Genomic DNA, 13,001 nt, shown 5'->3' with positions numbered 1-13,001 from the left:
GCCTCCACAAAAAACATTTTAAAAACCTACTTATGAAAAAGATTTTACTTCTTTCAGCAGTAATGCTGTGCAGTGTCCAGTCCTGGGCGCAAGACAACCTGGGCCGACTTTTGGCTGCGGGAATTGAGGACACCAAGACCTTTGCTACCGAATATCTGCGCCCCGGAACTCAGGCGACGGTCTTTAACCTTTCGAACGGCTGGTATCAGTCTGCTGAAGTTAAGGATAAACTTGGGTTTGAATTTTCGATTATCGGAAATGCGGCGGTTAATCTGGGGGATCACCAGTCCTTTAATATGAGAACTGTAGATTATCAAAACATTCAGTTTGTGGACGGTTCTTCGGAAAAAAATGTTTCTACACTTTTAGGTCATAATCCTGAGCCGGTAAACGTATATCTGGAGTATGATACTCCTTTGGGGAAACAACAAGCTGAAATTACCCTTCCTGACGGACTGGCTGCAGCAGGTGTTGAAATGGTGCCGGCGGCTTTCCTTCAGGCACGTTTAGGGGTGTTTAAAGGAACAGAAGTGAAGGCGCGTTACTTCCCGAAGGTGAATTATGATAATGTGCAGGCAGAACTTTATGGAGCAGCTCTTCAGCATGAGATCACCAGCTGGTTCCCTACAGAGCTTCCGGTTGCAGTGTCGGGCCTTGTTGGATACACCAGGATGAACGGTTCTTATGATTTTACCGAGCAGAACTATTTAGATGGTGAGAACCAAAGGATCAAGACCAATATGGATTCCTGGTTGTTTTCAGGGATAGTGTCTACCAATCTGCCTGTTATCAATTTTTACGGAGGTTTGGGCTATATGACCGGTTCTTCAGATTCTGCCATGTTGGGTACTTATATTATCAAAGACGAAAACACAGGGATCGTGATCGACGAGATCGAAGATCCGTTCACTATAGTAGATGATATCAATGGGATAAAAGCAAACCTGGGGATGGCCTTGAAATTAGGTTTTTTCAAGATCACGGGAGATTACAGTTTCCAGGAATACGATGCTTTATCTGTAGGGCTTCACCTGGGCTTTTAGTAGGTTCTTACCTACAATATTATTCAAAACCCGCATTTATTGCGGGTTTTTTTGTTGCTGAAGAAGCTGAAGATTTTTTGCTATTTTTACTGAAAACCGATCATTTTGAAAAAGATAATCTTTCCTTTGTTAGTTGCTTTTTTGCTAGGTACAGGTGCTGTCCGGGCCCAGGATAATTCCGAATTGTTCATAGCAGATATGCTTACCCTGGCCGATAATTTTGCAAAACCTGCATCTGAAGGTGCTGCCTATCAGGCCAGTGCCGGGTGGTACAGTTCGGCTGCCACTCTTGAAAAGTGGGATTTCAGGCTTTCAGTTCATGGTAACGCCCTTTTTATTCCTGACGACAGGAAAACCTTTCCTCTTTCCAATGCAGATCTTCAGCTTTTGGAGATCGAAGGATCTCAAAACGTTCGGCTCCCGACCGCCTTCGGAACTCAAACCGCCACTTTCTTTAGCGGGGAAGTTACTTTTGAAAACCCGGTTTCAGGAAATACAGAGACCAGGGCGGTGAGGTTTAAAGGCTTTGACGGGATCGACAGGGACTATGTGCCTCACGCTTTTCTTCAGGTGGCGATCGGCTTGCCTGCAGGCACTGAGGTGACCGTGAGGGCCATGCCTCAGGTGACCATAGATGATGTGACTGCCAGCACTTTTGGGTTGGGACTTAAGCATAATTTCAGTCAGTATTTCCGCAATTATTCTCCGGAGGGATTTCAGTTAGCCGCGGCGCTGACTTACAGCAAATTTGATGTGGAATACGCTTTTGATGCCATAGAGGTGGAAGATCTGGTAATGATGAACCTGATTAAAGTAGATGCCCACCTTTGGATGGCTGAAGCTATAGCCTCTAAACAATGGGGGGCATTTGAACTTTTTGGAGCTCTTGGCGCGGCCAGTTCTTCTTTTGATTATGTGATGGGAGGCGATGGTCCTGCCTTGATCACGGTGAACACCCAATTGCAGGAGTTGGGCGATGTGGAGGCTTACTTCAAAACAGATCTCGGCTTCAACATTCACCTCGGTAGATTCAGGTTAAGCGCCATGGGAACCGCAGGGAAATTTTTCAATGCCAATCTGGGCCTTCATGTCCGTATTTAAAAGCGCTTCTTTTGCCCCGTAATCCTATTAAAACTTAGGTATTATTTGTATTTTCGCAACACTATTAATCAAACAATATAAATTATGAAAGTTACTATAGTTGGTGCGGGAGCTGTTGGAGCCAGTTGCGCAGAATACATCGCCATCAAGAATTTTGCTTCAGAAGTTGTTTTGGTAGATATCAAAGAGGACTATGCTGAAGGTAAAGCGATGGATCTAATGCAGACTGCTTCCCTGTTGGGATTCGACACCAAGATCACCGGAGCTACAAACGATTATTCAAAAACAGCAGGATCTGACATTGCTGTGATCACCAGCGGAATTCCAAGAAAACCGGGAATGACCCGTGAAGAATTGATCGGGATCAATGCCGATATCGTAAAATCTGTTGCTTCCAGTCTAATCGAGCAGTCTCCAGATGTAACCATCATAGTAGTGAGTAATCCTATGGATACCATGACCTACCTGGTGCACAAGACCACGAACCTTCCAAAGAACAGGATCATAGGAATGGGTGGAGCTTTGGATAGCGCCCGTTTCAAGTACCGCATTAGCGAAGCTCTGGATTGCCCGGCTTCAGATGTTGAAGGAATGGTAATTGGAGGTCACAGCGACACTGGTATGGTGCCTTTGACCCGCTTGGCAACAAGGAATTCGGTGCCGGTTTCTGCTTTCCTTTCCGAAGAAAGGATCAACCAGATCTCAGAAGACACCAAAGTAGGAGGGGCAACCCTTACCAAGATGTTGGGTACAAGTGCCTGGTATGCGCCTGGTGCAGCGGTTTCTTCGCTGGTACAGGCCATCGCTAACGATCAGAAAAAAATGTTCCCCTGTTCTGCCCTTTTAGAAGGGGAGTATGGGCTAAATGATCTTTGTATAGGAGTTCCTGTGATCCTTGGGAAGAACGGGATCGAGGAGATCGTGGAATTAGAACTTGATGAGGCCGAAAAAGCCAAGTTAAAGGAAAGCTCTGAAGGGGTTTCCAAGACCAATGGCCTTTTGGACCTTAAGAAGTAATTATATCTAAAGCTTTTAGTGGAAAAGCTGCTTGAAAATAACTGAAGTACCTTGGCAATTTAGGATCTTCTTTAGTAAAAGGATCTGATTTAAATAACTCTTGTTTTTCGGGAGTGAGAATTTCCGAAAAGATGCTACAAACAAAGGTTTCAGCACTATTTTCAGGCAGCTTTTTCTATTAGTCTAAAAGTTAATCTTTTCAAAAAAAAATAATTGGGATTTCTTTCTTGAAAACCTATATTTGTCCGTTTTTAAAAATTGAACATAAATTAAAGAATAATGCAGAACAAGGGAATAATCAAGGTGTTCGCGATTTTGTTTGGCCTGGTATGTATCTACCAGCTGTCTTTCACATTTATCGCCAACAACGTTGAGAAAGATGCCGAAGCATTTGCGGAGCAAAAGATCAGTAATAACGAAGAAGGCTACGTTGCGCTTCGGGAAAGGGCTGAGCAAAGATACCTTGATTCCATTGGGAATGAAGAGATCATAGCCGGTATTACTTACAACACCGCTAAAGACAAGGAGCTTAACAAAGGGCTTGACCTTAAAGGCGGGATCAACGTGATCCTTCAGATCTCTGTAAGAGACATTCTTAGAGAGCTTGCCAACAACTCAAAAGACCCGGCCTTTAACCAGGCGTTGGCCAAAGCCGATGAAGAGCAGAAGAAGAGCCAGGAAAATTATGTAGACCTTTTCTTTGAGGCCTTCGAAGAAATTCCTGACGCACAGCTTGCTTCTCCCGACATTTTTGCAAATAAGAATTTAAGTGACGAGATCAATTTTGAAATGAGCAATGATGAGGTGAAGCCTATCATTCGCCGTAAAATTGACGAGTCCATTACTTCAGCTTTTGAAGTATTGAGAAAAAGGATCGATAAATTTGGAGTTACTCAGCCGAACATTCAGCGTCTTGGAAATTCAGGTAGGATCCTGGTTGAGCTTCCAGGAGCAAAAGAGATCGATCGTGTAAAAGGGCTTTTACAAAGTACTGCTCAGCTTGAGTTCTGGCATGTATATAAGAGCAATGAACTTCAGGGATTCTTTGTACAGGCTAACAATGTGCTAAAAGATCTTGTGGCTCAGGAAGAAGAGACTGTAGATACTACCGATGCTGCAGAAGATGAGATCGACGCTCTTTTACAGGCTGCCGATGATACTACAGAAGTGGCTCAACAAAAGAACCCGTTGTTCGACCTAATGGTTTCTCCTGGATTCCAGGGAGGTCCTGTTCTTGCTACCTTTCCTGTAGAGGATACCGCTCAGGTCAATGAATATTTGAACATGTCTCAGGTGCGCTCTTTGCTTCCTGCAGAACAACGATATGCCAAATTCGTTTGGGGTAAGACAGATGAAGACAGCGAAGTTGCTGCGCTTTATGCCCTTAAAGGAAACAGGCAAAATGAACCACCTCTTTCAGGAAGTGTGATCACAGATGCAATGCAGAGCTACGACCAGGTAGGTCGTGTGGCTGTAAGCATGCAGATGAACGGAAAAGGAGCAAGGATCTGGGAAGAGATGACCGGTTACGCTTCAGAGAACCAGAGCCAGATCGCTATCGTACTTGATAACATTGTGTATTCTGCACCTGGTGTTTCCAGTGGTCCTATTTCAGGTGGAAGAAGTGAGATCACGGGAGATTTTACCATTACAGAAGGTCAGGATCTTGCGAACGTACTGCGTGCAGGTAAGCTTCCTGCTTCCGCAGATATTATTCAGAGTGAAGTGGTTGGGCCATCCCTTGGTCAGGAAGCTATTGACAGCGGAGTTATGTCTTTTGCCATCGCCCTTGTACTTGTGTTGATATGGATGATCTTCTACTACGGTAAAGCCGGGATCTTTGCGGATATCGCGCTCGTAGTGAACATTCTTTTCATCTTCGGAATTTTGGCAGGACTTGGTGCGGTATTAACCCTTCCCGGTATCGCGGGTATCGTGTTAACCATCGGTATTTCGGTGGATGCTAACGTTCTTATCTTTGAGCGTATTCGTGAAGAATATGCTAAAGGAAAGATCCAGAAAGACGCCATTAAAGATGGTTTCAACAATGCGTTGTCTTCTATTCTTGATGCCAACATCACCACAGGTCTTACCGGTCTTATCCTTCTTGTACTTGGAACCGGTCCTATCAAAGGATTCGCTACCACATTATTAATTGGTATCGCAACCTCTTTGTTCACGGCTATTTTCATTACCAGGTTGTTCATTGACGGTTATGGTAAGAAAGGAAAGAACCTGGATTTCTCAACGTCCATGACCAAAGGTTTGTTTGGTAACCTAAATATTAATTTCCTTGGAAAGAGAAAGACTTTCTATATCATTTCCGGAGCTTTTATTCTTATTAGTTTAGGATCTCTTTTCACTCAGGGATTGAACCAGGGTGTTGACTTTGTTGGAGGAAGAAGCTATACGGTGAGGTTTGATCATCCTGTAAACCCAACCGAGATCGAACAGAATCTTGTTGCTGAATTTGGAAGTGCAGATGCCAAAACATTTGGAGCTGCCAACCAGATCAAGGTGACGACTAAGTACAAAGTTGACGAAGAAGGAACTGAGATCGATAATGAGATCCAGCAGAAATTATTTTCAGCTCTTCAGTCTTATCTTCCTGAAGATGTTACTTATGATGACTTCGCGGTTGGAGAAGGAGACAGGGAGATCGGGATCATGCAGTCTATCAAAGTAGGACCATCTATTGCCGATGATATCAAGCAGGCTTCTATCTGGGCTGTCCTTGGTTCGCTATTGGTAATCTTCCTTTATATCCTGTTGAGGTTTAGAAAATACCAGTTCAGTTTAGGGGCTGTAGTGGCGGTTATCCATGACGTGCTAATTGTACTCGGTGTGTTCTCACTAACTTACAAGTTCATGCCTTTCAACATGGAGATAGACCAGGCCTTCATTGCGGCTATCCTTACAGTAGTTGGTTATTCGCTTAACGATACCGTGGTGATCTTTGACCGCATCAGGGAGTTCTTTAACGAGCACCCGGGATGGACTCAGAAAGACGCTATCAACGCCGCGATCAACAGTACCATCAGCCGTACGTTGAACACCTCGATGACCACTCTTGTGGTACTGCTTGCCATTTTCATCTTTGGAGGGGAGAGCATCAGAGGATTCATGTTTGCCCTTATTGTGGGTGTGCTTGTAGGTACTTACTCTTCTATCTTCGTTGCAACTCCGGTGACTTACGACACCTTCAACAAGCAGGAAGAAAGAAAGAAACTTAAAAGAAAAAAAGAAGCGGTAGCTTAAGAATATATTTCAAATGAAGAAAGCCTCCTGAAAAGGGGGCTTTTTTTTTGTCTTATTTTAAATGAATAGAGCAGACACCCTTTCCTGTAATCGGACTTTTTTGAAGCTCTTCGGAAGCTATAAGTACTTTATCTGAAGTGATAATTCGGTGCTTCGAAAAGAGTCTTTGACTTACTATTGACCAGGGAAGGGTTTATGCAATTCTTCCGAAGAGCTGATCTTTCGCTGTTTGGTCTTCGGAAGGAGTGATTTTTAAGTCTTTTTCTTTTGCGGCAGGATACCGACTCAAAAAGCCTCTATTGGGACGCTATTTTTTTCTTCTGAAGAGAGAAGTGCTCGCTGTTCGTTTTCTTCCGAAGCCTTAGTGGTGCGGAAACTTTCTGCGCATAAAAAAAGCCCCCGGAATACCGGAGGCTTAAAAATGCTTTCTAAACTCGTGATTATTTTACCCTGTCCTTTGATTTGGGTCTGAACATGAAGTAGAATCCGGCGAGGATAAAAGGAAGGCTTAACCATTGTCCGGTATTGAGCACCCAGTTCACTCGTTCGCCAACCTGTGGTTCCTTCATGAATTCCACGAAGAACCTTACTGTCCATAGCAATACGAGGAACAATCCGAAGATATAGCCCAGTTCTTTACGTTTTTCGGTTTTCCAGTAAGTGAGCCATAAAATGATGAAGACCAGCACGTATCCTGCTGATTCATACAATTGGGCCGGATGCCTGGCGAAATCCTCTCCCAGCTTTACGAAAACTACTCCAAAGTCGCTGTTGGTCGGCTTTCCAATGATCTCAGAATTCATGAAATTCCCTATCCTTACAAAGATCCCTCCGCAAGCCACAGGAATTACAATACGGTCCAGGATCCAAAGCACTGGCTTGTGCAGCACATTTCGGCAATAAAGGTACATCGCGGTGATGATCCCTATCGCGGCCCCATGACTCGCCAATCCTCTGAAGCCGGTAAATTCGAATTCGGGTTCAAACCTCACCGGTAAAAAGATCTCCAGTAAGTGATTCTGGAAATAATCCCAGTCATAAAAGATCACGTGTCCCAGCCTTGCACCAATAAGGGTGGCCAAAACGGTATAAATGAATAATGAATCCAGCTTTTCCAGGGAAACGCCTTCCCGCTGATAAATGCTTTTCATGAGATACCATCCAATGGTAAAAGCCACAACGAACATCAGGCTGTAATAATGAAGCGTGAAAAAGCCCAGGTCAAATCCTTCTGAAGGATTCCAGTAGATCTTATTGAAGAACATGCAGTTGATTTAAGGTTGGTTGGTAAATATACATATTTGCAGGATTTTCCTGCTTACTTTTTCTTTTGAAGTTTCTCCGGAACTGGGTCATAACCTGAGCCTCCCCAGGGGTTGCAGCTGGCAATTCGTTTTAGGCCGAGCCAGCCGCCTTTAAAGGCTCCATGTCTCTTTAATGCTTCCAGGGTATATTGTGAGCAGGTGGGAGTGTAGCGACAGGTGGCCGGCGTAAGAGGGGAGATGAAATTCTGGTAGAATTTCACCATCCCGATCAATGGATATGAAAGCCATTTTTTTGCCGACATGTTTTCACTGGTTTTAATTTAGGGAAAAGCTGGTGCCTTCCTTGCCGTCTTTCAGCTGAATGCCCAGTTCTAAGAGTTGGTCACGGATCTTATCACTGGTGGCAAAATCTTTATTGGCACGAGCCTCGGCTCTAAGTTTTATCAAAAGTTCTACGGTGCCGGCCAATTTGGTTCCTGTATCGTTGTCTGCCGCCTCGGCGGTATCTACCAGCCCTAAGACCTCAAAAATGAAGTCGTGGAAGGTTTTTTTCAGCTCCTCAAGATCGCTGGCAGTGATCCCGGCCTTGCCTTCATTGATCACGTTTATCTGTTTCACGGCTTCAAAAAGCTGTGCGATAAGGATTGGGCTGTTGAAATCATCGTTCATGGCATCATAGCACTTCTGCTTCCAGGCTGCCACTTCAAAAGAGGACTTTTCAGAAGTTTTAAGTTCATCCAGCAGGTGGTACGCATCCATGAGCCTGTTGAAACCTTTCTCGCTGGCCAGCAAAGCTTCATTGGAAAAGTCAAGAATGCTTCGGTAATGCGCCTGCAGCATAAAGAATCTTGCTACTGTAGGAGCAAATCCTTTCTCGAGGTTTGGATTATCCCCTGTAAAGATCTCGTTTGGAAGGATATTATTACCTGTGCTTTTCGCCATTTTCTTACCGTTAAGGGTGAGCATGTTGGCATGCATCCAGTAATGCACCGGATTTTTTCCCGTAGCCGCCTCTCCCTGTGCGATCTCGCATTCGTGATGCGGGAATTTCAGATCCATTCCACCTCCGTGAATATCAAATTCCTCTCCCAAATATTTCGAGCTCATCACTGTACACTCCAGGTGCCAGCCCGGGAAACCGTCGCTCCACGGGGAAGGCCAGCGCATAATGTGCTGGGGTTCGGCTTTTTTCCATAGGGCAAAATCCTGCGGATTCTTCTTGTCACTCTGGGCGGTAAGTTCGCGGGTATTCGGGATCATATCCTCCAGCTTTCTTCCGCTCAATTTTCCGTAGTCATGAGATTCATTGAACTTAAGAACATCAAAGTATACTGATCCGTTTTCCACGTAGGCGTAACCTTTCTCAATGATCTCTTTAATGATCTCGATCTGTTCCACTATGTGTCCGGTAGCGGTAGGCTCAATACTTGGCGGCAGGTTATTGAACTTCTGAAGGATATTGTGGAAATCCACGGTGTACTTCTGTACCACCTCCATAGGTTCGATCTGCTCCAGGCGGGCTTTTTTCGCGATCCTGTCTTCCCCTGAATCTGCATCGTTTTCCAGGTGACCGGCATCGGTAATGTTTCTCACGTATCGCACTTTATAGCCAAGATGTTTCAGGTAACGAAAGACCAGGTCAAAGGAAATGAAGGTGCGGCAGTTTCCAAGGTGTACATTGCTGTACACTGTAGGTCCGCATACATACATTCCAATATTCCCTTCATTAATGGGTTTAAAGACTTCTTTTTCTCCTGAAATGGAATTGTAGATCTTTAGTTCCTGCTCGTTATAAAGTGCCATATATGCTGATTGAGGTTTTTTAAAAGTCGGTTTCCAGGTTGATATAATCCAGAAAATCCCTTCTGGCTTCAGGATCCTTGAAGCGGCCACCGTATTCACTGGTTACGGTGCTGCTGGCCACATCGCGAATTCCGCGGCTGTTCACACAAAGGTGCTTGGCGTCAATAACGCAGGCTACATCTTCGGTTCCCAGTACTTCCTGAAGTTCTTTTACGATCTGCATGGTAAGTCTTTCCTGTACCTGTGGTCTCTTGGCATAAAAATCAACGATACGGTTCATTTTAGATAATCCCACAACTGTACCGTTAGAGATGTACCCTACGTGGGCTTTACCCACTATGGGTAGCAAGTGGTGTTCACAGGTGGAGTAGAGGGTAATGTCTTTTTCAACCAGCATTTCCCCGTACTTGTATTTATTCTGAAAAGTTGAGGCTTTGGGTTTGTATTTTGGGTTCAAACCTCCAAAGATCTCGTGCACGAACATTTTAGCCACTCTTTTTGGAGTGCCTTTAAGGCTGTCATCATTCAGGTCAAGTCCCAGTGCATCCATGATGTTCTTCACGTTCTCCTGGATGATCTCTACCTTTTCTGCATCAGTTTTGTCAAAGGCGTCCTTGCGCATGGGAGTGTCTGTGTTAGGACTCACAAAAGCATCGCCCATTTCATCTATGGCCTCGTCAATATTATTTTTTTTCATACTCGTTTTTAATCAACAGTCAAAGGACTTTTTGTTTAGGCTTGCAAAGATACATATTCTGAGGCTTTTTTGATAACCAACCAGAGCAGAGGTTTTGCAGTTTCATTTTCTTTATAAGATAAAAAAAGAGCAGCTGAAAAGCCGCTCTTTAAAAATGTCTTTTTTGGGCTTAGATTCCGAAGCTCAGGGTAAGAACTACATTATTATTCTTCCTGTTGATGTGCGCCCGGTCTGTAAGGCCTGTCTCGAACAATCGCGGATTCCGGTCCTGCTCAAAGGTCTCATAAGCTACATCAAGTTTGATGTTTCCGAAGTTATATCCCAGCCCCAGGGAATATCCCTGTAGGTCATCAATAGTGGTTTCATCCTCAAAAGGACTTTCTTCAAAACGGTATCCACCTCTAAGGCTCCAGCCTTCCAGGCGGTACTCGCCACCCAGCCTATAAGTGGAAGCGCCTTTTAATTCGGTTTCCAATAGTTCATTCTGAAGTGCAAAATCAGGATCAGATTTTGGTTTGAACTTCATACTGCTGTAGTCTTTATAAGAGTAGTCGAAGCTTAACAAAGCCCTGCCTCCAAAAAGATACGCAAGACTTCCTGTATAATTTGCAGGAGTTTGCAGTTTATAATCGGGATAAACATTAATAACATTAGGATCTACTACAGCACGGCCGAATTCATTGCTGTTGGTTTCCAGGTATTGTGTGGTTTCTTCTGAGATCTCGTACCAGGTAGGAGATTCATAACTAAAACCTGCTCTGACATTTTCACCTAATTTAGTTAAAGCCCCAATTTGCAGACTGAACCCGCTTCCCAGAGTACTTAATCGGTCTTCGAAGTATATGCTGTTGATCTCGCTTCCTGCATTGTTGTTGTTCTCGTAAAAACCAACTACACGATCATAATTGATGAAGTGCGTGTTAAGGTTGATTCCCATGTAAAGGAATTCCTGATACTGGGTCGCGAAATTGAACGAGAATTTTCCATTTAAGCCCGTGGCTGCATAAGAATATTCCTGATCGAAAGTTCCCGGGGCCACAGTGGAGTAATATTCGGTGTTGTCGAAATCTTCTTCATCAACTGCGCGGAGGATAAAGGACTGATAACCCAAAAATGCCTGTTGCGCGCCAAATCCTTCCCTTTCCCCTAAATAGGAGTAAAGGTCTGAAGGGGATTCGTCTTCTAAAGGCACAAGCAGGTCAAGGGGTATTCCTTGAGCGTATCCCAGGAAATATTGATCTATTGAACTTGAATTTGTACCGGCTGCCAAAAAATCGTCCTCGAAATTCGCTGTTTTGGAATAATTGAAAGCGATAGTGAACTTTTTCCAGTCACTGCTTTCATCAGTATTATTGAACACCATGGCAATTCCGCCCTGTCCCAGGTCAAAGTCTGAATTGGAGTTGCCGGTAGCGCCGTCCATATAAGTGACCTCGTTGTCGGCATTTTCAATATCCAGGCTAAGGCTCACAATACTGTTTAAAAAAACGGCAGAACCCGCAGGGTTAACATTGATTGAGGAAAGATCTCCTCCCAGGGCGCCGAAAGCGCCGCTCATTGCCCGGTATCGTGCTGTGCCGTACAGGTCATCACCTGAATAGCGAACAGCATCTGATATTGTTTGAGCCTCCATAGTCATTGATGCAATGGCTATGAAGGCAAAAAGTATCTTTTTCATGCAAAATGTGGTTTAGAAAATATTAGTTTCCGCGTCCCCGATTTGATCTGCTTGATCCTGAAGAAGACCTGGTGCTAGAAGATCTTGTGCTTGAGGATGAACGCACCGCGTTATTGTTTCCTGAAGATCTGGTAGACCTCACTCGGGTGGTATTGTTGCTTCGTGTCCTGTTACTTCTCACCGCTCTAACAGAGTTGTCTGAAGATCTTCTTGTTCTGTAATCTGTAGACCTCGACCTGTTGGTCCTGTAGGGTGTGTCGTTGGATCTCACTCTGGTGGACCTGGTTTGATAGGTTCTCCTGTCTGAGTTGCTTCGAACAGCTCTTACATCTCGAGGATTGGAATATCTCTGAATTCTGGAAGATCGGGCATCAATATTGGTGCGATTATAATCCCTGTAGTCCCCGTAGGAATTTCTCCTGGTAGAGGTATAAGCCACATCCCTGTAATTATAATGATGGTAGGGGTAATAATGAGGTCTATAATAGGGGTAGTATCCTCCCCAGTAAGGTGAGTAGTAAGGGGAATACCCGTATCTCCAGCTGCTCCATCCAAATCCTATGCCTATGCTCCAGCCGCTGTAATATCCATAAGGATATCCGTAGTGACTATATCTGTAATAAGGGTAAGGCCCCCAGAAAGGATCATAGAATCCGGCATAATAGGGATAGTAGTATGGCCGATAGAAAGGATCATTATAAATATTGATCGCGATCTCGTCAGGGTCAGTTCCCCAGGCTGCCTGTCCTACCTGGTAGTCCAGTTCTTCCTGCATGTAGTCGTCACCATACCCGGAACTGTAACTTTCAATATCGGTAAAAATTGCACCTTCTTCGGGTACAGCGGCAAACTGGTCTGCTTTTTCAGCAAATAGTTGTTGGTAGTATAAAGCGTTTTCGTAAGACTCCTCGTATTCATTAGCAGTATAGGCCTCGGTTTGATCAGAGGTATATATCCCGTCATTGTCGTACCCGGCATACTGGTATGAGCTACAGGAAGCTAATAAAAGAGCACTGAATCCGAAAAAAAGAGCTTTTACACTAAAAAGCTTGTAATATCGTTTCATGGCTTCTTTTTTATTATTGAACAAAGTATAAAAATAGTTAGTTTTGCGCTAACAGTAAAGTAATTAATAAGGT

10 protein-coding genes are annotated in these 13,001 nt (G+C 44.2%); 4 read left to right on the top strand and 6 right to left on the bottom strand.

What is annotated here, in order from left to right; translation table 11 throughout:
* Nucleotides 1-32: 32 nt before the first annotated feature.
* The 4 genes from BLS64_RS10195 to secDF all read left to right on the top strand — a co-directional run bounded on the left by BLS64_RS10195 (nt 33) and on the right by secDF (nt 6,419).
* Nucleotides 33-1,043 (top strand): DUF6588 family protein, encoded by a 1,011-nt coding sequence (locus BLS64_RS10195; RefSeq protein ID WP_093113431.1) that lies wholly within the window; start codon nt 33-35, stop codon nt 1,041-1,043.
* Nucleotides 1,044-1,148: 105 nt separating this feature from the next.
* The gene (locus BLS64_RS10190) at nt 1,149-2,144 is read left to right on the top strand and encodes a DUF6588 family protein (RefSeq protein ID WP_093113430.1); all 996 of its coding nucleotides are present in this window, start codon (nt 1,149-1,151) and stop codon (nt 2,142-2,144) included.
* Nucleotides 2,145-2,228: 84 nt separating this feature from the next.
* Nucleotides 2,229-3,161 carry a malate dehydrogenase gene (gene mdh / locus BLS64_RS10185; protein WP_093113429.1) on the top strand — a complete coding sequence of 311 codons (933 nt, stop codon included), beginning with the start codon at nt 2,229-2,231 and terminating at the stop codon, nt 3,159-3,161.
* Between the two features lie 279 nt (nt 3,162-3,440).
* Entirely contained in the window at nt 3,441-6,419 is a 2,979-nt protein-coding gene (gene secDF / locus BLS64_RS10180) for a protein translocase subunit SecDF (RefSeq protein ID WP_093113428.1), read from the top strand.
* A gap of 440 nt (nt 6,420-6,859) precedes the next feature.
* On the opposite strand, the gene lgt is transcribed toward secDF, so the two are convergent.
* The 6 genes from lgt to BLS64_RS10150 form a co-directional block, all read right to left on the bottom strand.
* Nucleotides 6,860-7,684, bottom strand: coding sequence for a prolipoprotein diacylglyceryl transferase (gene lgt, locus BLS64_RS10175; RefSeq protein WP_176763471.1), 825 nt, complete (start codon nt 7,682-7,684; stop codon nt 6,860-6,862).
* Nucleotides 7,685-7,737: 53 nt separating this feature from the next.
* Nucleotides 7,738-7,986, bottom strand: a complete 249-nt coding sequence (gene yidD / locus BLS64_RS10170) for a membrane protein insertion efficiency factor YidD (protein ID WP_093113427.1) — start codon at nt 7,984-7,986, stop codon at nt 7,738-7,740.
* 13 nt (nt 7,987-7,999) lie between these two features.
* Nucleotides 8,000-9,487, bottom strand: coding sequence for a cysteine--tRNA ligase (gene cysS, locus BLS64_RS10165; RefSeq protein ID WP_093113426.1), 1,488 nt, complete (start codon nt 9,485-9,487; stop codon nt 8,000-8,002).
* 19 nt (nt 9,488-9,506) lie between these two features.
* A complete protein-coding gene (gene folE / locus BLS64_RS10160) occupies nt 9,507-10,184 on the bottom strand; it encodes a GTP cyclohydrolase I FolE (RefSeq protein ID WP_093113425.1) in 678 nt (225 codons plus the stop codon).
* A 169-nt stretch (nt 10,185-10,353) separates the two neighbouring features.
* On the bottom strand, nt 10,354-11,862 hold the full coding sequence (locus BLS64_RS10155) for an OmpP1/FadL family transporter (protein WP_093113424.1): 1,509 nt from the start codon (nt 11,860-11,862) through the stop codon (nt 10,354-10,356).
* 22 nt (nt 11,863-11,884) lie between these two features.
* Complete coding sequence (locus BLS64_RS10150) at nt 11,885-12,928, bottom strand: hypothetical protein (RefSeq protein WP_143019300.1); 1,044 nt, start codon at nt 12,926-12,928, stop codon at nt 11,885-11,887.
* Nucleotides 12,929-13,001 lie beyond the last annotated feature (73 nt).

The organism is Salinimicrobium catena, assembly GCF_900102915.1.
Taxonomy (GTDB): domain Bacteria; phylum Bacteroidota; class Bacteroidia; order Flavobacteriales; family Flavobacteriaceae; genus Salinimicrobium; species Salinimicrobium catena.
The sequence above is the reverse complement of the archived record's forward strand: the minus strand, read 5'-3'. Positions and strand labels throughout refer to the sequence as shown.

Excerpts from the sequence above, each read along its gene's own strand:
- mdh (WP_093113429.1), top strand. The coding sequence starts at position 2,229 with ATGAAAGTTACTATAGTTGGTGCGGGAGCTGTTGGAGCCAGTTGCGCA.
- BLS64_RS10155 (WP_093113424.1), bottom strand. The coding sequence starts at position 11,862 with ATGAAAAAGATACTTTTTGCCTTCATAGCCATTGCATCAATGACTATG.
- yidD (WP_093113427.1), bottom strand. The coding sequence starts at position 7,986 with ATGTCGGCAAAAAAATGGCTTTCATATCCATTGATCGGGATGGTGAAA.
- cysS (WP_093113426.1), bottom strand. The coding sequence starts at position 9,487 with ATGGCACTTTATAACGAGCAGGAACTAAAGATCTACAATTCCATTTCA.
- BLS64_RS10150 (WP_143019300.1), bottom strand. The coding sequence starts at position 12,928 with ATGAAACGATATTACAAGCTTTTTAGTGTAAAAGCTCTTTTTTTCGGA.
- BLS64_RS10195 (WP_093113431.1), top strand. The coding sequence starts at position 33 with ATGAAAAAGATTTTACTTCTTTCAGCAGTAATGCTGTGCAGTGTCCAG.
- lgt (WP_176763471.1), bottom strand. The coding sequence starts at position 7,684 with ATGTTCTTCAATAAGATCTACTGGAATCCTTCAGAAGGATTTGACCTG.
- secDF (WP_093113428.1), top strand. The coding sequence starts at position 3,441 with ATGCAGAACAAGGGAATAATCAAGGTGTTCGCGATTTTGTTTGGCCTG.
- folE (WP_093113425.1), bottom strand. The coding sequence starts at position 10,184 with ATGAAAAAAAATAATATTGACGAGGCCATAGATGAAATGGGCGATGCT.